Genomic DNA, 20,984 nt, shown 5'->3' on the forward strand with positions numbered 1-20,984 from the left:
CAAGGGGTGTCCCGAGCACATGGGACCGGCGTCCTGAACGCCCGGGATCGCGCCCCCTTGCGATGGTCGCCCCGCTCTGTCGAGGTGGCTTGAGTATCCCCCTACTCCATGGCGAGCGCCACCACGGCCCCGATGCCGCAGAGCACCGCGGTGATGAGGAAGATCTCGGAGTACTCGGTGTGCAGGGCCGCCTGCACCGCCTGGGTGTAGACGTCGAGCTGCTTTTGGTACGTCTCGGGCGACACCCCGAACGGCAGAGGGGTGTCGAGGTCGGCGGTGAGGGTCTGGAACCGGTGGAACCCGTAGGCCGACAGCGCCGCCACCCCGAGCAGCATGCCCATCATGCGGGCCACCACGACGGCGGCCGAGGCGACGCCGTGCTGCGCGGCCGGGATGGTCTTCAGGACGGCCGAGCTGACCGGCGCGATGACCAGGCCCAGCCCGAGCCCGGCGACGACGAGGTCGACGTCCATCGACAACCCGCCCGGCGCCACCGGCCACCGGCTGATCAGCACGTAGCCGGCGGTCGCCACGACCATGCCCGCCACGGTGACCGGCCGTTCGCCGAACCGGCGCGCCAGCGCGCCCCCGGCGAACGCGGCGACGGCGAGCGCGACCAGGAACCGCGTGAGCACCAGCGCCCCGCCGGTCGCGTCGGTGCCGAGCAACGTCTGGGCCACCAGCTGCACGTCGACCAGCGTGACCAGCAGCGCCGCCCCGGCCAGGAAGCTGACCGTCAGCGTGGCGAACACCGGCCGTTTGGGGATGCCGGTGAGGTCGAGGATGCGGGTCCGGGTGCGCAGCTCCCAGACGACGAACACGACCAGGACGACCGCCCCCGCGATCACCGCCGGGACGCCCCACGAGGGGAGGACCTGCTTGTCGGGCTCGGGGTTGTAGAGCCCGGCGACGAGCAGCCCCAGCCCCAGGGCCAGCAGCACCCCGCCCGGCACGTCGACCCTGGTGGCGGTCCGGGTTCCGGCCGGGACGTAGCGGTGCACCGCCACCGCCGCCAGCGCGGTCAGCGGGAGGTTGATCCAGAAGATGGTGCGCCAGCCGTCGAGGAAACCGACCTGCACGAGCGCCAGCCCCGCGCCGTAGAGCGGACCCAGGACCGCGCCGAGCTCTTGCGCCGCCCCGACCGCGCCCAGGGCGGTGGGCCGCCTGCGGACGTCCCACAGGTCGCCGATGAGGGCCATGGTGATCGGCAGCAGCGCGCCGCCCGCGATGCCCTGGATCGCCCGCCCGGCGGTCAGCAGGGGGATCGAGGCGGCCAGCGCCGTGATCAGCGACCCGAGGGCGAACCCGGCCAGGCAGACCTGGATGACCGCCCGCCGCCCGAACCGGTCGGAGAACTGCCCGAGCAGGGGCATCGCGGCGACGTAGCCGAGCAGGAACCCGGTGACCACCGGCGTGACCCGCTCCAGCCGGTTGACCGGCACGTTCGCCGACGCCGCGATGTCGACCAGGACGGTGACGACAACATAGGCGTCGAGCGCCGCCAGCAGCACGGCCGCGCCGGTGACCCCGAGCACGACGCGCCGGTTCGACCGTGCCGCCACGACCCGGGGCTCCTGCTCCACGGACTCCACGGGAGACTCCACGGGGTCAGACCGCCGGGGCTTCGATCGTCACCGGGGCGTCGTAGTCGGTGAGGGCCACCTTGACCGTGCCGCCGTTCAGCGGCAGGTCGATGGCCGTCACGCGGCTGGTCGCCTTGTCGATCATCAGGGTGCCGGGCTGGTCGCCCGTCACGCCCGGCACGATCTTCTTCAGCGGGTCGCCCGGCAGGGTCACCTTGACCGTGTAGACGCCGTTTTGCTCGCCCTCGATCGTCGCGCCCTTCGCCGACGACAGCAGGGTCGGCACCGCCGTCACCACCGCGCTCGGGTCGTAGAGCGCCGCCAGCTGGGCCCGGGACATCGACTTCTGGAAGCCGCCCGTCGGGCCCTTGATGTAGACGGCGTCGCCGGCCAGGACGAACTCCAGCTCCTGGAGCGCGCCGATCATGATCTGGAGCTTGCCCTTGGCGTCGCCCTCGCGGGTCAGGTCGCCCTCGGCGGTCTTCACGGGGATCGGCGGGTTGCCCTCGGTCGTCAGGGAGAAGGCCACCGTCTTGACGGCCCCCATGGCCGCCGCCGACTTCTTCAGGACGTCGGGCGCCGCCGGGAGGCCGCCTTCGGTCGTCGCGGAGGAGCAGGCCGTGACAAAGGCCACCAAGGCCGCCAAGCACAGGATTCTTCTCACGCCAGGGATGCTAGCCGCCCGGGCGCTACCTCCCCTGGAGATGTGCCACGACGGGTGTGTAGATCTCTTCGACCTTCTGGATCTGTTCGGGATCGAGCAGGTCGATGAAGTGGGCGCGCACCCCGGCCACGTGGTCGGGGGCCACCCGCTCGATCGTGTGGTAGCCGAGAGAGGTGAGCACCGCGAACGTTCCACGGCGGTCGTCTTCGCACAGTTCCCTGCTCACCAGGCCCGCCTGCTCCATGCGGGAGATCTGGTGGGACAGGCGGCTGCGCGACTGGACGGTCGCGTCGGCCAGGTCGCTCATCCGCATGCGGTGGTCGGGGCTCTCCGACAGGTTGACCAGGATCTCGTAGTCGTTGAACGACAGCCCGTGTTCCTGCAACTCGCGGTCGAGGCGGTGGGTGAGGAGCCGGTGGGCCGTGAGATGGGCCCTCCAGGCTCTCTGCTCGTCGGCCGTCAGCCAGCGGGGGTCTGCCATCCCACCAGTCTAAAGATCGTCTGTCACGGTCGTACACGCGAGCATGACACGATGTCGAACATGAACGACAAAACCGATGGCGGTGACTCCCTCCTTACGGTCATCGTCGCAGGTGGGGCCAATCTCGCCATCGCGGTCGCCAAGTTGGTGGCGGGGTTGGTGAGCGGCTCGGCGTCCATGTTGTCGGAGGCCGCGCACAGCGCCGCCGACACGGTGACCGAGGTTCTGCTCTTCACCGCGATCAAACGCGGCGAGCGGCCCGCCGACCGGCGCCACCCCCTCGGCTACGGCAACGCCGCGTTCCTGTGGGCGCTGATCGCGGCCTGCTTCACCCTGGTGGTCGGGGCCGGGTTCTCCGTCACCCACGGGTTCCACACGATCTTCGACGGCGAGGAGCTGACCGACTTCACCGTCTCCTACGTCGTGCTCGCGGTCTCGTTCGCGCTCGAGAGCGTCTCGATGTTCCAGGGGCTGCGGCAACTGCGCCAGTCGGCCACCCGGTGGGAGACGCGGCCGTTCGCGCTGCTCAGACGCACCTCCGACACCATGCTGAAGGCCGTCGTCCTGGAGGACAGCGCGGCGCTGGCCGGCATCCTGATCGCGTTCGGCGGGCTCGGCCTGACCCAGCTCACCGGCAACACCGCGTGGGACGGCGCGGGGTCGGTCGCGATCGGCCTGCTGCTGCTGTTCGTGGCGGTCACCCTGATCAGGGCCAACGCCAGCCTGCTGCTCAACCGGTCGGCCTCGCCCGGCCTGGAGCGCCGGATCCTCGCCCATCTCCAGGCGTTTCCCGAGGTCGAGCGGGTGGTCGAGCTGCTGACCGTCGTCATCGGGCCCAACCGGATGCTGGTCGCGGCGCGCATCGACTTCGTCGACGAGGCGACCGGGGCCGCGCTCGAAGCGGCCTCGGCCGAGGTCGAGCGGCGGTTGCGGCGGGAGTTCCCGGAGATCCGCGAGGTGTTCCTCGATCCGACCTCCTCGGCCGAAGACCGGTTCTAGCCGCCGATGATCTGCAGGTCGCCGGGCTCGTCGAAGATCGCGGTGGCGATCACGGTCCCGGCGGTCCACTCGACCAGGTGACGGCCCTCCCATTGGTGGGTGCGCCCGTCGAACGGCAACTTCGACAGGTCGGCGTCCCGCAGCCGGTCGAGGGCCAGCTCGCCCCGCTTGACCAGCGCCTCCTTGCGCACCCACTGGCGGATCAGCCGCCGGTTGTCCATGCCGACCAGCCCCGCCTCGGCCGGCGTGAGGGCCAGCGCGACCAGGTTCTCGTCGGCCTGCCCGCCGGTCGCGTGCTCGGCGTCCACGCCGACCTTGCCGGCTCCGGCGGCGGCGGTGACGTAGCCGGCGGTGTGGGCCAGGCTGACCGAGAGCTCGGGGGCCTCGGTGATGAAGGGACGGCCGTGCGGGCGGCCGCAGCGGTCGCAGCGCTGTTCGAGGGTGAGCACGCAGGCCCGCATGTCGAGGATCTTCGCCGCGCAATACCGGACCAGCAGGTGGGCGGCCACGAAGTCGAGCCGGTCCTGCTCCCGGGTGAACCGGTCGGCGCGGGCCCGCTCGGTCTCGGTGAGCGTCCCGCCGACGGCGTCCAGGACTTCGTCGGTGTAACCGGCGACGGCCAGAGGGGCGCGCATCACCTCAGCGTATTGGAGGTATATGTCGATCAAGTGAACTACGGGGGGTAAGCAATGAGCCGTTCGAAATGTCTGGTTGTGCTGGTCGGAGCCGCTGTGGGCGCGGCGCCGGTGGCCGTGGCGCACGCCGAGCGGTGGCCCATCAAGGTGACCCAGCGTCACCAGGCCGACGTGCCGAAACCGGGCACGACGAGCGCGGCGAACCGGCGGCTGCAGAAGGACCTGTCCGCGCTGGGGTACTTCACCGGGCCGTGGAACGGCTACTACGGCCCCGACATGGCGCAGGCGATGTTCGCCGTGCAGAAGGTCAACGGGCTCAGGACCGACGCCCGGTGGAGCGAGGAGGTCGAGCGGAAGATCCGCAGGGGCTTCGTGCCCGTCGCGCGCAGCACCAGCGGCGACCTCGTCGAGGTCGACATCGGGCGGCAGCTGCTCATGGTCGTCAGGAACGGCAAGGTGGTGAAGGTCTTCAACACCTCCAGCGGGAACGGCAAGCCGTACGGCGGCGGCAAGATCGCCAACACGCCCCGGGGCGTGTTCACCGTGCAGCGGCAGGTGAACAAGATGGAGAAGTCGCCGCTGGGCCTGCTCTACCGGCCCAAGTACTTCAGCGGCGGCTACGCCATCCACGGGTCGGGGCGCGTCCCGCCCAAGCCGGCCTCGCACGGGTGCGTGCGGGTGTCGTACGAGGCCATGAACTGGTTGTGGAAGACGAACAGCCTGCCGGTCGGCGGGCGGGTGTGGATCTACTGAAGCCCGTCGAGCCACGCCTCGATCGCGTCGGCCGAGCGGGGCAGCCCGCCGGACATCAGGCGCGCGCCGTCGGCGGTGATCACCAGGTCGTCCTCGATCCGCACCCCGACGCCGCGCAGCTCCGGCGGCAGCGTCAGGTCGTCGGGCTGCAGGTAGAGGCCGGGTTCGACGGTCAGCACCATGCCCTCTTCGAGCACGCCGTCGAGGTAGGTCTCGGCGCGGGCCCTGGCGCAGTCGTGCACGTCGAGGCCCAGCATGTGGCCGCTGCTGCACAAGGTGTAGCGGCGGTAGAGACCCGTCTCGAAGTCGGACTTCAGGCCCCAGCCGGCCAGCCCGTCGGCGATCACCCGCATCGCGGCCAGGTGGAAGTCGCGGAAGCGGGCCCCCGGCCGCAGGGTGGCGATGGCGGCGTTCTGGGCGTCGTACACGAGGTCGTAGACCTGGCGCTGGATCGGCGAGAACCGGCCCGACAGCGGGAAGGTGCGGGTGACGTCGGCGGTGTAGAGGCCGTCGGTCTCCACCCCCGCGTCGAGGAGCAGCAGGTCGGCGGGGTTCAGCGGGCCGTCGTTGCGGATCCAGTGCAGCACGCAGGCGTGCGCGCCCGAGGCCACGATCGAGTCGTAACCGGTCGCGTTGCCCTCCAGCCGCGACCGCAGGCCGAAGATCCCCTCGACGTAGCGCTCGCCCCGGGGGTGCGCGAGCGCCTGGGGGAGGGCCCGGACGACGTCCTCGAAGCCCCGCGCGGTCGCGTCGACGGCGTGCTGGAGCTCGGCGATCTCGTGCTCGTCCTTGATCAGCCGCATCTCCGAGAGGTACGAGGTGAGCTCGGCGTCCTGGTCGAGGGTGCGCCCGCCGGGGCGCAGGTCGTCGATGTGGGCGGTCTCCAGGCCGTACAGGGAGGAAGCCTCCTGGAGGTCGGGGCGGCGGCCCACCCAGAACTCCCCGAACCGCCGGTCGCGGTAGAACTCCTCGCCCTGCGCCCGGGGCGAGCGGGGCCGCAGGTAGAGCACGGCCTCGCCGGACGGCTCGATGACCAGCACGTCGGCGGGCTCCTGCGCGCCGGTCAGATAGGTGTACGCGCTGTGCGCCCGGAACCGGTAGTCGCTGTCGTTGCTGCGGACCTTCAGCTCGCCGGCCGGGATCACCAGCCGCTCACCGGGGAACCGCTGGGCCAGCCGGGCCCGCCTCTTCCGCGTGTACGCCGCCACGGGCAGCTGCGGCAGATCGTCGTGCCGCGTGTCGGCCCAGCCCGTCGTCATGAACGCGGCCAGCTCCGGCGTGATGGGGAGGTCATGGGAACCGGTGTTCTCGGTCGTCATGACCTCGCATGGTATTTCACATTCCATCGCGACATTAAGAGTGATTTCGGAGAAGGGGAAAAATCCGGTCCCGCTCTTGACGCAGCGTCACCACAGGTTGTTGCCTGAGGAGACAAGCAGAAGGGTGGTGTCGATTGCTCATCGGGACGATCGTGCAGGGAAAGGGCGCCCACGTGGTGACCGTTCCCCCGGATGCCAGTGTGACCGACCTGCTCAGCCTGCTGGCCGAGCACAACATCGGCGCCGTGGTCGTCTCCGCCGACGGCCAGACGATCGCGGGCATCGTGTCGGAGCGGGACGTGGTCCGGCACCTGCACATGCGAGGCGGAGCGGTGCTCGGCGAGCCCGTCTCCAGCATCATGACCGTCGAGGTCCGCACCTGCGGCCCCGACGAGAACGTCGACGATCTACGCAAGACCATGACCGTTCACCGATTCCGGCACGTTCCGGTCGTCCAGGACGGACGCCTCATCGGCATCGTCAGCATCGGCGACGTCGTCAAGAGCGCGATCGAGGAACTGGAGACCGAGCGCGCCCACCTCGTCGGCTATCTGCACGGCTGACCTCCTGGGAAGACGGCCCGGCGGCACGCCCGCCGGGCCGTCGCCTTTCTACTGGACGGTGATCTTGTCGACCTCGACGGTCACGCCCTTCACCTTCTCGGTGGAGGTCGCCGTCGTGACCGTGCCCTCACCCGCCGACACGCCCTTGACCTTCAGGGTGTACGTCAGCGACTCGCCGGGCGCCCCCGGCGTGCTGGTGACCCGGTAGTCGGAGGCCGCGCCGGCGCCCGCCGGGATCCGGCCGCCCCGGGTGCCGTCGACGTTCTCAGCCCCGATCGTCAGCCCGTAGGCGTCGCCCGGGTAGGCGATCGGCGACGGGTAGGCGAAGACGACGTCCTCCGGCCCGTTGACCCCGATCCACGACTGGAACGTCTTCAGGTCGCCCGTGCCGAACAGGTTGACCCGCCACTCGACGACGATCCACGACGACACGCCGTCGGTCAGCGTCGCGACGTAGACGCCGGGCGCGCCGGTGCCGTCGAGGTCGGTCCAGAACGGGGCCAGCACCGCGTTCGGCCGCGCCGGGTCGGGCAGGTTCTGTGGCACGAAGGCGACGTCCTGCGTCCCGTCGGTGCCGCCCGCGACCAGATATCCGTTGGACGTGACGCCCAGGCGGGTGAAGGTCTGGCCGGCGAACCGGAAGCCCGGGACGGTGAAGTCGAGCGCCTCCTCGTCGCCGATCGGGACCGGCGTGACGCCGAAGGCGTCGAGCGGGAGGTAGCCGAACAGCGTGTCCGGGGCGATCGACGGCGCGTCCGGCTCGCGGCCGGCCAGCGTCTTCTTGGCGGTGGCGACCTGGGTGCCGACCTTCGTGGCCCCGGTGACCGTGTTGAGCCGCAGCCGCGCGTTGAGCGTGCTCAGCGCGGTGACCTCGGTGTCGTCGAGGGTGTCGTTCCGGACCGTCACCGTGCAGGTCGACTCGCCGGTGTTACGCGGGATCGACGCGGGCGCGCAGGTCTGCTCGACCCCCACGGCGCCCTCGCCGCGGACGAACGCCACCGGCAGGTGCTGCTGCCGGGAGCCGCCGACCTGCTTGAGGTCGACCTGCCCGAAGTACTGCCCGTCGGGCAGGTCGGGGGCGGCGATCACGATCTGCACGGTCTGCGTCTTGCCCGGCTTGACCGTGAACACCGGCGGCACCACCACGATGGACGCCCCGGTGACCGTCTTGCCGGTCGCGGTGTAGGTCAGGGTCGCGTTCGTGACGTTGGTGAAGGTGCGCTTGGCGGTGATGAGGCCCGGCATCGTGGTGGCGTTCACCGACGGCAGGTTCAGGTCGATCCGGTTCAGCGGGTCGGCCGCCGAGGCGGCGAAGTTCTCCGCCGACTCGTCGAGGGTCAGCGCGGCGTCGCCGGCCTTCGTCAGGTCGATGCGGCCGCCGCCCATGTCGAACGCGTCGGCCGGAGTCGTGCCGTTCTGCTTGACGACCGAGGTCTTGGCCGTCGTCTCCAGGGCGGTCTTGACCTGGCCGGGCGTCCACGTCGGGTGCAGCGCGAACAGCAGCGCCGCCGCGCCCGCCACGTGGGGCGAGGACATCGAGGTGCCCGCGATCGACATGTAGAGGTTGCCGGGCGGCCCTTCGAGCGGCGACTCGGGAGTGGGCGTGGTGCCGGCCAGGATGTGCAGGCCCGGCGCGGTCACGTCGGGCTTCAGGAAGTCGCCGCCCGGCCCGCGCGAGGAGAACGTGGTGATCACGTCGCCCTGCCAGGTGGCCTTGGCGCCCCGGGTGAACGACGCCGTGCCCGCCGGGTTGGCCGCCTTCCAGGCGAGCAGCTGGTCGGTGGCCGGCTTGTCGATGTGCACGGTGGGCAGCCAGTGGTTGTCGGTCATCACGTCGAGCGGCTCGGCGTTGTAGAGGATCATGCCGGCGGCGCCGCCCTGACGTACCGAGAAACCCTTCAGCACCCGGTTCGGCCCGCGCTGACAGGCCACGATCTTCCCGGTGAACAGTCCAGGAGGCGCGGGGGTGAGGCACAACGCGTCGCCGTACGGCGGCGCCGACGCCAGCACCACCGGCAGGTTCCCGGCCACCCCCTCGGTCACGCTCGCGCCCTTGAGGGCAGTCCCGCCCGACAGGGAGATCGTCGACTGGTAGGTCCGCGTCTGCGTCGAGGCCGCCACGGTCGTCACCCACGGGCTCAGGTGGTCGGCGGTCGCCGCCCCGGGCCCGGCGTTCCCGGCGGAGGCCGCCACGAACACCCCCGCCGCGTAGGCGTCGAGGAACGCCAGCTCGACCGGGTCGCTGTACGGATCGGCGCCCCCGCTGATCGAGAAGTTGATCACCCGCACCCCGTCGAGGACCGCCTGCGCGACGGCCTGCGCCGAGTCGGACTGGTAACACCCCTCGGCCCCGCACACCTTGTAGACCGCCACGTGCGCGGCCGGCGCGACGCCGTGGATCGGCCCGCGCGAGATGCCGAGCGGGTTGGCGTCGGCCACCGGCCCGCCGGCCGAGGTGGTCGCGGTGTGCGTGCCGTGCCCGTTGGAGTCACGCGCGCTGTCGCCGTAGACCTCGCCGCCGACGACGGCGTTGTAGGTGTCGAGGAAGGGTTGCCCCGAGATCAGCTTGTGGTTGCACACGAACACGTCGGCCGCCGGAGTCAGCGGATTGTCGCCGAAGTCGCAGGTCCGGGCCGTGCCGTCGGCCTTGGCGGGCGGAGCGGGAACGTTCGCGGACGCGGCGAACTGCGGATGCTCCGGCCACGCGCCGGAGTCGAGGACACCGACGACGACCCCCTTGCCGGAGTTCGGCGCCCCGCCCAGCTTCGAGTAGACGGCCGGCGCCCCGATGAAGGCCGGGCTGGAGTCGGTGAGCGGCTGCACCATCTTGTCCTCCTGGACGGCCGCCACCCCCTTGATCTTCAACAACTCGGCGGCCTTGTTCGCCGGCACGGTCAGCGCGACCCCGCCGTAGACGGTCCGCAACCGCTGGCCCACCTTCGCGCCCCCCACCCGCTTGGGCAGCTCGGCGAGGAAGCCGTTCTCGATGCCCTCGATGTGCTTCAGGTAGTTCCTGGCGGCCGTGCTGCGCAGGTCGAGCGCCTTGCCGGTGACGGAGGGGGAGGTGCCCGCCAGCCCGTCGACCCCGCCCTCGTAGGCGGCCAGCGCGTCGTAGTCGAGCTTGACCACGACGTTCACGGGGGTGGACGCCCGCGACCGGATCAGCGCCGGGTCGCTCTGGGCGAGCTGACCGGTGGGAGACTTGGCGCCGGTGACCCGCTCGGGGTTGGTCAGCGGGGTGGCGGTGAGCGTGGGGCTCGGTGAGGGAGAAGGGCTCGCGGTCGCCGGGGGTGAGGCCGCGACCACCAGACTCAGTGCTGCGGCTACGGCGGCTAACCGTGACTTCTTTGACACGTAACCTCCCATAGGGGCTGCGGGGCGGGGTTTGGAACGGTCTAATCTGAGCCGGAGTCTAACTAGAGAGGTTGACGCCGCCTAGTGTCCACATGTGGCCGCGACCTAGACTCCTGACCATGAAGCTGAAGCTGGACCTGCACGACATCTTCAACAAGGGCGACCAGATCGACCGGGCCCTGCGCGGGATCATCCAGGAGGCCATCGACAAGAAGGCGACCGAGGTCGAGATCATCCCGGGGAAGGGATCGGGCCAGCTGAAGAAGAAGGTGCTGCGTTTCCTGGACCAGAAGGAGATCAAGGCGCTCTACCACCGGATCGACAAGGACGCGAAGAACCACGGACGCCTGTTCGTGTACTTCCGGCACAACAAGTGATCGACCTGGTCGTCGTCTACACCGACCGGCTCGACGAGTGCCACGCCTTCTACACGGCCCTCGGCCTGACGTTCACGAAGGAACGGCACGGCGCCGGGCCCGAGCACTTCGCCGCCCAGCTCGGGCCGGCCGTTTTCGAGCTCTATCCGGCGGCCGGCAAACCCCCGACGGGCCGCCTCCGCCTCGGCCTGACCCTCCCGCCGGGCCACGGCCGGGAACCCGGCCTGCACACCGTGACCGACCCCGACGGCCGGACGATCGCCCTCACCGTCACCTCCTGAGCGGGGGATGACTAAAGGTCGGGATGGATCAGCAGCACGCCGAAGTGCTTGGAGATCTTCTGGAAATCGCTGAGGTCCTGGGTCACGATCGGCAGCGGCGGTGATTGGCTCAGGGCGCAGGCGGCGGTCCACAGGTCGTTGGCCCCGCCTGACTTGAGATGGCCCTGAAGCTTCGCGGACATGGCAGCTCGCCGACGGTGGCGAAGCTCATGCAGAGCAGATGGCCTCGCGTGAGCACCTCGAACTCCTCCCATCGGCTTCCCGGCTTGCGGTCCTGGAAGAAGTAGTGGGAGGCGACATTCGTGTCCAGCACCAACGGGCCCGGGGGGACGTCGGCCGGTGTCACTCGTCGGCCCCCGAGAAGAAGTCGTCGATCTCCTCGTCGGTGAAGGTGAGCCGGGTGCGCAGGTCTTCGGTCCGTTGCGGCACGACGACGCCCTGTTCGCGCGCCAGCTGCTCGACTGTCGAGTGATGCCAGAAGGAATCGGCCTCGATGCCGAGCGCGAGGGGTTCGGCCACGCGCAGCTCCTCTACTGCCATCCGGTTGACGGCGGAGGTCGCCGGATCGAGGCTGACCTCGCCGTGCCACTCTCCGACGTGCCGGAGGTTCGCCTGGACGAGATCGGCCATCTCGTCGGGGAAGGTGATCTGCACAGGGGGGCCGGCGACCGGCTGAACCCGGGCCGTGTTCCGCTCGAAATCGGCTTCCACGAGGTTGCCGACGATCACGTCGTCTCTCCGTGGCGGTCGTCTCCGCGCCGTGCGGTTCATCCGGCTCCGGGTTTCGGCGTCGAGGACGCCGGACCGGTGGCCGGACGACGTCAGTTCGAGCCGGCGGCCCCCGACTCCGATGTTCAGGTCGTTCCCCAGACGGGCGATCGCCCTCGCGAGCTCGGGGTCGAGATCGGCCTCGTCGGCGCGCAAGGCGTCGACGAGTCGCCCGAAGGCCAGTTGGCTGAGGTCAGGGGCATCGTCGCGGCCGGCCCCGTCGTCGAGCTGAACCTCGGGCAGGGCGAACACCGCCCTGACACTTCCCGGCTCGACTCCTTGGAAGCGCAGACGCGAGGCGGCCTCGATCGCCGCGGGATGGCGGCCGGTCCCGCTCCGCCGACGCTGCCGCACCACCGTGGAGGCCGCTGCCGCCAATGCGGACTGCAGGCCCAGGATGAGCTTGGCGAGATCCCCGGCAGGGATTTCGCCCAATTCGTCCTGCTCTCCTGTCAGGATCGCTCGGATCACGGTCTCCACCCCGCCAGCGTTACACACCTCGGGCACCGCCATGAAGCCCTCAATGCGGTGACATGCGGTCATTGCCATTTCACGGAGTGTACTTGAATCCTCGTGCTCGGAAACCGCAAGTCATTGCATCGTCACCGTTCGGGAGCGGCGGGTTCAGGTGACGGCGAGCGGAGCCTGGTAGCCCGGCAGCGACGGCCATCTGACCGTCAGCACCACCGACTCCTCCTCGGCCACCCACGAGTGGTCGACCCCGTGACCCCACACCAGGTAGTCGCCCTGCTTCTCCAGGACCACGCTCCGGTCGGGCAGTTCCATGCGGAAGCGGCCGCTGATCAGGACGATCATCGCGGTGCGGGACTCGCCTCTCACCCACTGGGTGCGTTCTTCGCCCGCCGGGTGGACGCCCCACTTGATCTCGACCTCGTCGCTGTGCCGGGCGTCTCCGGACGGCCGGAAGTGGCCGAGCAGCCAGCCTCGGTCGAGCAGCGCGTCGGCGTTCGCGTTGCCTACGTACACCCGTTCTGTCACGAGCGGCGAGGTTAGCAGAGTTTGCCGATCGTCCTGGCCTCCTCCGCGGCCGCCACCACCTCGTCCAGGGCGGCGCCGGTTCCGGCTGTGACCAGGGCGTTCACGGCGCCTTCGACGAAGGGGGCGTCGGCCAGGACCACATCGGCGCGGTCTTCGACGAAGGTGCGGGCGGTGAGGACGGCGCTGCCCAGGTCCATGATGAGGACCACGCCGTCGCCCTGGTCGACCTCGGCGACGGCCTCCTCCAGTTTGGTCAGGCTGGTGCCCAGATCGCCGTCGTCGGTGCCGCCCGCGGGGCGGATGGGGGCGTCTTCGCCGGCGATGCCGACGGCCAGGGCCACCGCCTCCTCGGCCAGGGCGGCGCTGTGGGAGATCAGCACGATGCCGACCATCACGCCGCCCTCAGGGCGTCGATGACCAGGGCCATCGAGGTGGCTCCCGGGTCCTGGTGGCCGATGCTGCGCTCGCCCAGGTAGCTGGCGCGGCCCTTACGGGCGCGCATGGGCGTCGTCGCCCGCGCGCCGTCGTGTGCTGCTTGCGCCGCTGCCTCCAATGAGGCTCTCATCTTCTGGACGGCTGGCGCCAGCGCGTCGATCATCGTCTTGTCGCCTTCCTGGGCCGAGCCCAGCTTCATCACGGCGGCCAGGGCCTGGGCGAACGCCTCGGCCAGAACCTCCTGGCTCACCTCGGCCACGTCGCCGACCGAACGGCCGAGGGTGCGGAACAGGGTGCCGTACAGAGGACCGGAGGCCCCGCCGACCTTGCGGATCAGCGTGTTGCCCGTCGTCGTCAGCACCTCGGCGGGGGTCTGCGGCGGTTTGCCGGCCAGGGCCTCCTCCACGGCGGTGAAGCCTCGGTCGAGGTTGGCTCCGTGGTCGGCGTCGCCGATGGCGCGGTCGAGGTCGGTCAGGTGGTCGCGGTCGGCGCGCACCCGCTCGGTGACGGCGGCGATCCAGCGCAGGAAGAAGGCCGTGTCCATCAGCGTCCCCACCGCAGGCCCGGGGTCTCCACCGGATGGTCCCAGAGCGAGGTCAGCTCGGCGTCGAGCAGGCAGGTCGTGATGGCGAAACCGGCCATGTCGAGGCTGGTCACGTAATTGCCGACCAGGCAGCGGGTGGCGGTCGCGCCCTTCTCGCGCAGGTAGGCGTCGACCTCCCCGTAGGCCACGTAGAGCTCCATGAGGGGGGTCGCGCCCATGCCGTTCACCATCACCAGCACGTCGCCGGAGAACGGGAGGTCGGCGTCGATGGCGTCCATGGCCAGGCGGACGAGCTCCCTGGCCTCGCGGAAACCTCCGCGTGAGCGGCCCGGTTCGCCGTGGATGCCGATGCCGAGTTCGATCTCCGTGGGGCCCAGGTCGAAGGTCGGCTTGCCGACCGCGGGGACCGTACAGGCCGAGAACGCCACGCCGAACGAGCGGCTGCGGTCGTCGACCGTCCGGGCCATCGCGGCGACCGCCTCCAGGGGCGCGCCCTGTTCGGCCAGGGCGCCGGCCATCTTCTCGACGAACAGGGTCGCGCCGGTGCCGCGGCGGCCCGCCGTGTAGGTCGAATCCTGGACGGCGACGTCGTCGTCGACCAGGACGCTCACCACCCGGGCCCCCTCGTCGGCGCACAGTTCGGCGGCCATCTCGAAGTTGAGCACGTCGCCGGTGTAGTTCTTGACGATGTGGAGCACCCCCGCGCCGCCGTCGACGGCCTTGGTGGCCTCGATCATCTGGTCGGGGACGGGGGAGGTGAAGACCTCGCCGGGGCAGGCGGCGTCGAGCATGCCGTAGCCGACGAAGCCCGCGTGCAGCGGTTCGTGGCCCGAGCCGCCGCCCGAGACCAGGCCCACCTTGCCCGGGGTGGGTCCGGCGGCGCGCAGCACGATCCGGTTCTCGACGTCGACGCGCAGCGACGGGTGGGCGGCGGCCATGCCCCTGAGCGTGTCGGGCACGACGTCGCCGACCGCGTTGATGAGTTTCTTCACGTGCGCCTCCACGGCGAAAGGGGAAGCCGTTCTCACGGCTTCCCCTTCCCGGCGATCAGCGGGCGAACACCACGATGTTGTCGCGGTAGGAGCGCCGGCTGCGGTCGAACGTGCCGCCGCAGGTGATCAGCCTGAGCTGGGCGCCGCCGCCGGAGGCGTAGACCAGCTTGTTCGGGACGTTGTTCTTGGGATACCGGGCGACCCGGTAGACCGTGAAGGTCACGCTCGATCCGTCCGCGCGGTTGACGGTGATCTTGTGGCCGGCCCTCAGCTCCCGCAGCCGGTAGAAGACCGCCGGGCCCGACTTCGAGTCGACGTGCGCGGCGATGACCGCGACGCCCTTCTCACCCGGTTCCGGGCCCGACTTGTGCCAGCCCGCGACGTCGAACCGCTTCGGGGCGATGAGCTTGCCCTTCTTGTCGAGCTTCAGCGGGATGATCGCGGAGTTGACCTTGATGGCCGGGATGCGGACCCGCGTCGGGTTCGCGACGTCCTCGCTAGCACTCACGGGGGCGACGGACGCCCGCGCCGGCGGTGCGCCCTCCCCGGCGCACGCCGCGAGCAGCAGCGCGCCGGCCAGAAAAGCTCCGGCTCTCATCGTGTACGTCTTCACGACTCGGCGCCCTGACGACGCCGGGCCAGCACGATCAGACCCGTCACCGCGCCCAGGCCGGCCACCCCGGCGACGCCGAGCGGCACCCACGGGTTCGTGCCCTCCTCGGCCGAGACGAACCGCAGATCGGCCGCGCCGCCCATACCGGTGTCCACGCCCCCGCTGGGCCGGTCGTCATCGTCGTCGTCCTGCGTGCCGCCCGCGCCGGTGTCGACGCCGCCGCGCGGCCGGTCGTCATCGTCGTCGTCGGACGCGCCGCCCTTGCCCGTCTCCACGCCGCCTCGGGGGCGGTCGTCGTCGTCATCGTCGTCGTCGGAGGTGCCGCCGGCCCCGGTCTCGACGCCGCCGCGAGCGCGGTCGTCGTCGTCATCGTCATCGTCCGACGTGCCGCCCTTGCCGGTTTCCACGCCGCCTCGGGGGCGGTCGTCGTCATCGTCGCCGCCCTGGCGGTCGTCATCGTCGTCGTCGCGGGAGTCGTCGTCCGCGACCGTGGCCGTCCACGTCGGGGACGCGTGGGCGGCGGCCGGGAGGGCGGCGGTCGCGCCGCCCACCGTGGCGAAGGCGGCGAGGGCCAGGAGGGCTCGGCGTGCTTCGAGGTTCATCTCAGCTCCCTGTTCGGGTTCGTGTTCCGGTGCTGAGATCAGCCTCCTGAGCGGGGGTTGGGGGTCTCTGAGAGCCGGGTTAGAGGGATCTCATGCGGTAGCCGGTGCCGCGTACCGTCTCGATGCGGTCGGAGCCGATCTTGCGGCGGAGGTAGCGCACGTAGACGTCCACGACGTTCGAGCCCGGGTCGAAGTCGAAGCCCCAGACCTGGCTGAGCAGTTGTTCCCGCGACAGGACCTGCTCGGGATGCCGGAAGAACGCCTCGGCCAGCGCGAACTCCCGGGTCGACAGGTCGATGGAGCGTTCCCCCGCGTGGGCGCGGCGGGTGCGCAGGTCGAGGGCCAGGTCGCCGACGCGGAGCACGGTCGCCTCGGGGGCGCGTTCGCTGCGCAGCCGCAGGCGGACCCGGGCCAGCAGTTCCTCGAACGCGAACGGCTTGGCGATGTAGTCGTCGGCGCCGCCCTCCAGGCCCGCGACGGTGTCGCCGACGCTGTCGCGGGCGGTCAGGATGATCACGGGGATCTCGGCGCGGGCCGCGCGCAACCGCCGTAAGACGGTGAAGCCGTCGCTCAGCGGCAGGCCGATGTCGAGGATCATCAGGTCGTGGTTCCCGGTCCGGGCGTGCTCGTAGGCGGCCAGGCCGTCGGTCACCACCGTGGTGACGAAACCGCTGGCCCGCAGGCCCTTCTCCAGGAACGCGGCGATGCGGTCCTCGTCCTCGGCGATCAGGATGCTGTTCACGCCATCTCCATCTTCTCCGCCACCATCGGGAACGTCAGGACGAACTGGGCGCCCCCGCCGGGGGCGTCCATCACGAAAACGCGGCCGTCGTGCGCCTCGGCGATCGACCGCACGATCGACAGGCCCAGGCCCGAGCCCTCACCCGCGATGCGGGCGCGTTCGAACCGCTGGAAGATGCGTTCGCGGTCTTCCACCGGCACCCCCGGGCCGCTGTCGCGCACCCACAACACGACGTGCCCGTCGCGCACCGCCGAGCCGACCGCGACGAGGTCGCCCTCCCGCGTGTGGCGCACCGCGTTTGCCGTGAGCTGCATCAACGCCTGGGTGAGCCGCTGCTGGTCGGCGACCGCGTACTCCTCGGCGACCTCGTCGACGCGCCACTTGCGGTCGGCCAGGCCGCGGGCGCGGGCCACCACGGCCACCGGGAGCTCGGCCAGCTCGACCGGCTCCAGGGTGAGGAAGTTGGGCTGGCCCGCCTTGGCGAGCGTCAGCAGGTCGTCGACCAGGCGGTTCATCCGGATCAGCTCGTCGTTGACGAGGGCCAGGGTGTCGCGCTGGTCGTGCGGGTCGTCGCCCATCAGCTCCAGGTGGCCCCGGATGACGGTGATGGGGGTGCGCAGTTCGTGGCCGGCGTCGTCGGCGAACTTGCGCTGCGCGGCGAACGCCTGGTCGAGCCGGTCGAGCATGTGGTTGAAGGTGGCCGCCAGCGCCGCCACGTCGTCGTTGCCGGTCACCTCCAGCCGCCGGGTCAGGTCGGAGCTGTCGGAGATGGCCTCGGCCGTCTGGCGCACCAGGCGGATGGGGGCCAGCACCCGTCCGGCGACGAACCACCCGGCCGCGCCCGCGAGCGTCAGCGCCGCCAGGCCGGTGATCGCCAGGACCTGCACCGACGCCACGACCTCCTCGCGGTGGCGGTCGTAGAAGACGGCCACGACGAACTGGCCGATCGCGGGGTCGCCGGTGATCTGGACGGGGATCGCCGCGTAGCGCACCCGTCCGGCCGTGCTGTCGGTCCAGCCGGCCACCGGCCGGTCGGTGACGCCGGCGACCTTCCGCACGAGGTCTTCATCGGCGTCGAGCGCGGCCGGGGGACGGTCGCCGCCGGGGATCGACTCGATGCGGCCGCCGACGACCGTGAAGTAGGTCTCCCACCGGTCGGGCGGGTTCACCGACAACCAGCCGTCGAGCAGCGTCTTCACGCTGGCGGGCGGGCCGCCGGCGGTCTCGTTGGCGACGTGCCGGCGCAGCTTCTCGGTCTCGTTCTCCAGTTCGGCGCTGACGCGGGCGTCCAGGCGGCTGAGCAGGATGCTCCACGTCGCCGACAACGACACCGACAGGGCCAGCGCCACCAGGAAGAGCATCCAGCCCACGATCCGGGCACGGGCGCTCATCGCACCCCGCGATCAGTCGTCGTCACCGTCATCGTCGTCGTCATCTCCGTCGTCGTCGTCCCCGCCCTGCTTCGGGGGTGGCGGTTTGACCGGTTCACCACGAGTCTTCTTCGCCGGGGACGTCGAGGGGCGGGGGCTGGGTTCCTTCGCGGGCGCGGACGGCTCGGCCGTGACGACGACGGGGCCGCCCAGCTGGGGGCCGTCGTCGCCGAACGCCGCGAAGACGCCGGACACGGCCAGCGCGGCGACCACCGCCCCGGCGATCAGCAACAGCACCGACACCCTGCGACCCATGGCCCCAGTCTCGGGCCGTTTCGGGAGAACATCATGGGAGCACGATGAGAAGACTCTCATCTTCCCCGCGCCGCCGAACCTGTAGGAAGATCACCGCAAGCTCATGGAAAGGGTTCTCTCATGTCGGTGCTGCGTGATCTCGTCGAAGGCATCCAGGGCGGTTCGATCGAGGTGATCGACCTGACCGCGCCGCTGGCCGAGTCGACCCCGATCCTGATGCTGCCCGAGCCGTTCGGAAACACCGTGCCGTTCACGCTGCAGGAGATCAGCCGGTACGACGACCGCGGCCCCGGCTGGTACTGGAACAACATCTCGACCGGCGAGCACACCGGCACCCACTTCGACGCGCCGATCCACTGGGTCACCGCCCGCGATGGCGAGGACGTCTCGCAGGTCGCCCCCTCGAAGCTGCTCGCGCCCGCCGTGGTGCTCGACTTCGCCGCCCAGGCCGCCGCCGACCCCGACTTCCTGCTGGAGATCGACCACGTGAAGGCGTGGGAGGCCGAGCACGGGCCGCTGCCCGACGGCGGCTGGCTGCTCTACCGGACCGGCTGGGACGTGCGCGCCCACGACCAGGCCGAGTTCCTCAACGCGAACGAGACCGGCCCGCACACGCCCGGCGTCTCGGTCGAGTGCGCCCGCTACCTGGCCGAGCAGACCCCGATCGTCGGGCTCGGCGTCGAGACGGTGGGCACCGACGCGGGTGCGGCGCACTCCTTCGACCCGGCCTTCCCGTGCCACTCGTTCCTGCTCGGCGCCGGGAAGTACGGCCTGACCCAGCTCCGCAACCTCGACCGGCTGCCGGTCACCGGGGCCGTGGTGGTCGCGCCGCCGCTGCCGATCGCGGGCGGGTCGGGGTCGCCGGTCCGGGTGCTGGCCCTGGTCGAGCGGTGAGGCGAGACGCGGACGGCCGAAGGCCGGTCGTGGCTCGCGCCGTGAACCCGCCCGAAGTCCACGTCGACGAGGCCATCGGGCGGGCGCTGGCGGCAGAAGGCGTCCGTACGGTCTTCGGCGTCGTCGGCTCCGGCAACTTCCACGTGACCAACGCCCTCGTGGCCGGGGGAGCACGCTACGTCGCGGCCCGCCACGAGGGCGGCGCCGCCACCATGGCCGACGCCTACGCCCGCATGTCGGGCGAGGTCGGCGTGGTGACCGTGCACCAGGGTCCGGGGCTGACCAACCTGATCACCGGGCTGGCCGAGGCGGCCAAGAGCCGCACCCCGCTGCTCGTGCTGGCCGGCGAGGTGACCTCGCCCCTGTCCAACTTCTGGGTCGACCAGGCGGCGCTCGCCCAGGCGGTCGGGGCCCTCTCGGGCCGGATCACGTCGGGGGAGACGGCCGTCGCGGAGGCCGTCGCGGCCTATCGCCTGGCCCGGCGGGAGCGGCGGGCCGTGCTGCTGAACCTGCCCCTCGACGTGCAGAGCCACCAGGCCGGGGACCTGCCCGCCGAGGCACTCCCCGCCGGGCCGCCGGAGGACACTCCGGTCGTGGCCGCCGACCTCGGCACGGTCGAGCGGCTGGCCGAGGTGCTCGCCGCCGCCGAGCGGCCGGTCTTCGTGGCCGGACGCGGGGCCCGGCACGCGCGCCGCGAGCTGGAACTGCTGGGCGAGCGCACCGGGGCGCTGCTGGCCACCTCGGCCGTCGCGCGCGGGTTGTTCAAGGGCAACCCCTGGGACCTGGACGTCTCGGGCGGCTTCGCCACGCCGCTCGCGGCCGAGCTCATCCGCGACGCCGACCTCATCGTGGGCTGGGGGTGCGCGCTGAACATGTGGACGATGCGGCACGGCGCGCTCATCGCCCCCACGGCCACCGTGGTGCAGGTCGACCTCGACGCCTCGGCGCTGGGCGCGCACCGGTCGGTGAGCTTCGGGGTCGTCGGGGAGGTGGCGGGGTGTGCGACAGCCGTAACGGAACTGATCGGGGCTCAGCGCGACGGATACCGGAGCGATGAGCTGGCCGCCCGCATCGCGGCCGGACGGCGCTGGCAGGACGTCGCCTACGACGACGAGAGCGGCGCGGGGCGCATCGACCCCCGCACCCTGACGATCCGGCTCGACGAACTGCTGCCGGCCGACCGGATCGTGTCGGTCGACTCGGGCAACTTCATGGGATATCCGGCGATGTTCCTGGACGTGCCCGACGAGCACGGGTTCTGCTTCACCCAGTCGTTCCAGTCGATCGGGCTGGGCCTGGCCACCGCGATCGGCGCGGCGCTCGCCCGGCCCGACCGGCTGCCCGTCGCGGCGCTCGGCGACGGCGGCGCGCTCATGGGCGTCGCGGAGCTCGAAACGGTGGTGCGGCTGGGGCTGCCGATGGTCGTCGTGGTGTACGACGACGAGGGCTACGGCGCGGAGGTCCACCACTTCCACGGGGCTCCGCACGACACCGTCACCTTCCCGCCGGTCGACCTCGCCGCCATCGGGCGCGGGTTCGGCTGCGCGGCCGTCACGGTCACCTCCGCCGCCGATCTCGATGCGGTGCGTGAGTGGCTCGACGGGCCGCGTGACCTGCCGCTTCTCGTGCACGCGAAGGTGACGCGGGAACGCGGCTCGTGGTGGCTGGAGGAGGCGTTCAGAGGGCACTGACCCGGCGTGC

Annotated in this window: 24 protein-coding genes; 7 read left to right on the forward strand and 17 right to left on the reverse strand. The window is 71.1% G+C overall.

Features of this window, described 5'->3' with window-relative positions; translation table 11 throughout:
* Positions 1-101 precede the first annotated feature (101 nt).
* The 3 genes from AW271_RS00595 to AW271_RS00605 are packed head-to-tail and all read right to left on the reverse strand — an operon-like array spanning position 102 to position 2,728.
* Positions 102-1,592, reverse strand: coding sequence for an MFS transporter (locus AW271_RS00595; RefSeq protein WP_245652877.1), 1,491 nt, complete (start codon positions 1,590-1,592; stop codon positions 102-104).
* A gap of 16 nt (positions 1,593-1,608) precedes the next feature.
* Positions 1,609-2,247 carry an LppX_LprAFG lipoprotein gene (locus AW271_RS00600; protein WP_062330251.1) on the reverse strand — a complete coding sequence of 213 codons (639 nt, stop codon included), beginning with the start codon at positions 2,245-2,247 and terminating at the stop codon, positions 1,609-1,611.
* Positions 2,248-2,272: 25 nt separating this feature from the next.
* Positions 2,273-2,728 (reverse strand): MarR family winged helix-turn-helix transcriptional regulator, encoded by a 456-nt coding sequence (locus AW271_RS00605; protein ID WP_062330252.1) that lies wholly within the window; start codon positions 2,726-2,728, stop codon positions 2,273-2,275.
* Positions 2,729-2,788: 60 nt separating this feature from the next.
* On the opposite strand from AW271_RS00605, the gene AW271_RS00610 reads away from it, so the two are divergent.
* Positions 2,789-3,727 (forward strand): cation diffusion facilitator family transporter, encoded by a 939-nt coding sequence (locus AW271_RS00610; RefSeq protein WP_083976123.1) that lies wholly within the window; start codon positions 2,789-2,791, stop codon positions 3,725-3,727.
* Here AW271_RS00610 and AW271_RS00615 read toward each other — a convergent pair.
* Positions 3,724-4,362 carry a 4'-phosphopantetheinyl transferase family protein gene (locus AW271_RS00615; RefSeq protein ID WP_062330256.1) on the reverse strand — a complete coding sequence of 213 codons (639 nt, stop codon included), beginning with the start codon at positions 4,360-4,362 and terminating at the stop codon, positions 3,724-3,726. The genes AW271_RS00610 and AW271_RS00615 overlap by 4 nt on opposite strands.
* A gap of 78 nt (positions 4,363-4,440) precedes the next feature.
* On the opposite strand from AW271_RS00615, the gene AW271_RS00620 reads away from it, so the two are divergent.
* Entirely contained in the window at positions 4,441-5,115 is a 675-nt protein-coding gene (locus AW271_RS00620) for a L,D-transpeptidase family protein (RefSeq protein WP_169806253.1), read from the forward strand.
* Here the strand turns inward: AW271_RS00620 and AW271_RS00625 are convergent.
* On the reverse strand, positions 5,109-6,434 hold the full coding sequence (locus tag AW271_RS00625; RefSeq protein ID WP_062330260.1) for an aminopeptidase P family protein: 1,326 nt from the start codon (positions 6,432-6,434) through the stop codon (positions 5,109-5,111). The genes AW271_RS00620 and AW271_RS00625 overlap by 7 nt on opposite strands.
* Positions 6,435-6,568: 134 nt before the next feature.
* On the opposite strand from AW271_RS00625, the gene AW271_RS00630 reads away from it, so the two are divergent.
* A complete protein-coding gene (locus AW271_RS00630) occupies positions 6,569-6,997 on the forward strand; it encodes a CBS domain-containing protein (RefSeq protein WP_062330262.1) in 429 nt (142 codons plus the stop codon).
* A 48-nt stretch (positions 6,998-7,045) separates the two neighbouring features.
* Here the strand turns inward: AW271_RS00630 and AW271_RS00635 are convergent, their stop codons facing one another.
* Complete coding sequence (locus AW271_RS00635; RefSeq protein WP_245652878.1) at positions 7,046-10,351, reverse strand: S8 family serine peptidase; 3,306 nt, start codon at positions 10,349-10,351, stop codon at positions 7,046-7,048.
* A gap of 119 nt (positions 10,352-10,470) precedes the next feature.
* On the opposite strand from AW271_RS00635, the gene AW271_RS00640 reads away from it, so the two are divergent.
* Both AW271_RS00640 and AW271_RS00645 read left to right on the forward strand, forming a co-directional pair.
* A complete protein-coding gene (locus AW271_RS00640) occupies positions 10,471-10,728 on the forward strand; it encodes a Smr/MutS family protein (protein WP_062330266.1) in 258 nt (85 codons plus the stop codon).
* Complete coding sequence (locus AW271_RS00645) at positions 10,725-11,009, forward strand: VOC family protein (protein ID WP_062330268.1); 285 nt, start codon at positions 10,725-10,727, stop codon at positions 11,007-11,009. Before AW271_RS00640 ends, AW271_RS00645 begins: the two co-directional genes overlap by 4 nt.
* A gap of 11 nt (positions 11,010-11,020) precedes the next feature.
* Here AW271_RS00645 and AW271_RS39300 read toward each other — a convergent pair whose 3' ends face one another.
* The 11 genes from AW271_RS39300 to AW271_RS00695 all read right to left on the reverse strand — a co-directional run bounded on the left by AW271_RS39300 (position 11,021) and on the right by AW271_RS00695 (position 18,389).
* The gene (locus AW271_RS39300; protein ID WP_157553835.1) at positions 11,021-11,191 is read right to left on the reverse strand and encodes a PIN domain-containing protein; all 171 of its coding nucleotides are present in this window, start codon (positions 11,189-11,191) and stop codon (positions 11,021-11,023) included.
* A gap of 160 nt (positions 11,192-11,351) precedes the next feature.
* The gene (locus AW271_RS00650) at positions 11,352-12,326 is read right to left on the reverse strand and encodes a hypothetical protein (RefSeq protein ID WP_157553836.1); all 975 of its coding nucleotides are present in this window, start codon (positions 12,324-12,326) and stop codon (positions 11,352-11,354) included.
* A 75-nt stretch (positions 12,327-12,401) separates the two neighbouring features.
* The gene (locus AW271_RS00655; RefSeq protein ID WP_062330272.1) at positions 12,402-12,776 is read right to left on the reverse strand and encodes a cupin domain-containing protein; all 375 of its coding nucleotides are present in this window, start codon (positions 12,774-12,776) and stop codon (positions 12,402-12,404) included.
* 11 nt (positions 12,777-12,787) lie between these two features.
* On the reverse strand, positions 12,788-13,168 hold the full coding sequence (dhaM, locus tag AW271_RS00660; RefSeq protein ID WP_062330274.1) for a dihydroxyacetone kinase phosphoryl donor subunit DhaM: 381 nt from the start codon (positions 13,166-13,168) through the stop codon (positions 12,788-12,790).
* Positions 13,168-13,755 (reverse strand): dihydroxyacetone kinase subunit DhaL, encoded by a 588-nt coding sequence (gene dhaL, locus AW271_RS00665; protein ID WP_157553837.1) that lies wholly within the window; start codon positions 13,753-13,755, stop codon positions 13,168-13,170. Before dhaL ends, dhaM begins: the two co-directional genes overlap by 1 nt.
* Positions 13,755-14,747, reverse strand: a complete 993-nt coding sequence (gene dhaK, locus AW271_RS00670) for a dihydroxyacetone kinase subunit DhaK (RefSeq protein WP_062332894.1) — start codon at positions 14,745-14,747, stop codon at positions 13,755-13,757. The genes dhaL and dhaK overlap by 1 nt, the downstream gene beginning before the upstream one ends.
* 55 nt (positions 14,748-14,802) lie before the next feature.
* Positions 14,803-15,360, reverse strand: coding sequence for a class F sortase (locus tag AW271_RS00675; RefSeq protein ID WP_218007902.1), 558 nt, complete (start codon positions 15,358-15,360; stop codon positions 14,803-14,805).
* Positions 15,357-15,962: a hypothetical protein gene (locus tag AW271_RS00680; protein WP_062330275.1), complete on the reverse strand. Its 606-nt coding sequence runs from the start codon at positions 15,960-15,962 to the stop codon at positions 15,357-15,359. The genes AW271_RS00675 and AW271_RS00680 overlap by 4 nt, the downstream gene beginning before the upstream one ends.
* A gap of 79 nt (positions 15,963-16,041) precedes the next feature.
* On the reverse strand, positions 16,042-16,704 hold the full coding sequence (locus tag AW271_RS00685) for a response regulator transcription factor (protein WP_062330278.1): 663 nt from the start codon (positions 16,702-16,704) through the stop codon (positions 16,042-16,044).
* Positions 16,701-18,095 carry a sensor histidine kinase gene (locus AW271_RS00690; protein ID WP_062330279.1) on the reverse strand — a complete coding sequence of 465 codons (1,395 nt, stop codon included), beginning with the start codon at positions 18,093-18,095 and terminating at the stop codon, positions 16,701-16,703. The genes AW271_RS00685 and AW271_RS00690 overlap by 4 nt, the downstream gene beginning before the upstream one ends.
* A gap of 12 nt (positions 18,096-18,107) precedes the next feature.
* The gene (locus AW271_RS00695) at positions 18,108-18,389 is read right to left on the reverse strand and encodes a hypothetical protein (protein WP_157553838.1); all 282 of its coding nucleotides are present in this window, start codon (positions 18,387-18,389) and stop codon (positions 18,108-18,110) included.
* A gap of 120 nt (positions 18,390-18,509) precedes the next feature.
* Here AW271_RS00695 and AW271_RS00700 point away from each other — a divergent pair, with 120 nt between their 5' ends.
* Positions 18,510-19,283 (forward strand): cyclase family protein, encoded by a 774-nt coding sequence (locus AW271_RS00700; protein WP_062330283.1) that lies wholly within the window; start codon positions 18,510-18,512, stop codon positions 19,281-19,283.
* A 41-nt stretch (positions 19,284-19,324) separates the two neighbouring features.
* On the forward strand, positions 19,325-20,974 hold the full coding sequence (locus AW271_RS00705; RefSeq protein ID WP_062330285.1) for a thiamine pyrophosphate-binding protein: 1,650 nt from the start codon (positions 19,325-19,327) through the stop codon (positions 20,972-20,974).
* The last annotated feature ends 10 nt before the right edge of the window (positions 20,975-20,984 follow it).

Origin of the sequence: Herbidospora sakaeratensis (assembly GCF_001570525.1) — a bacterium.
GTDB lineage: Bacteria > Actinomycetota > Actinomycetes > Streptosporangiales > Streptosporangiaceae > Herbidospora > Herbidospora sakaeratensis.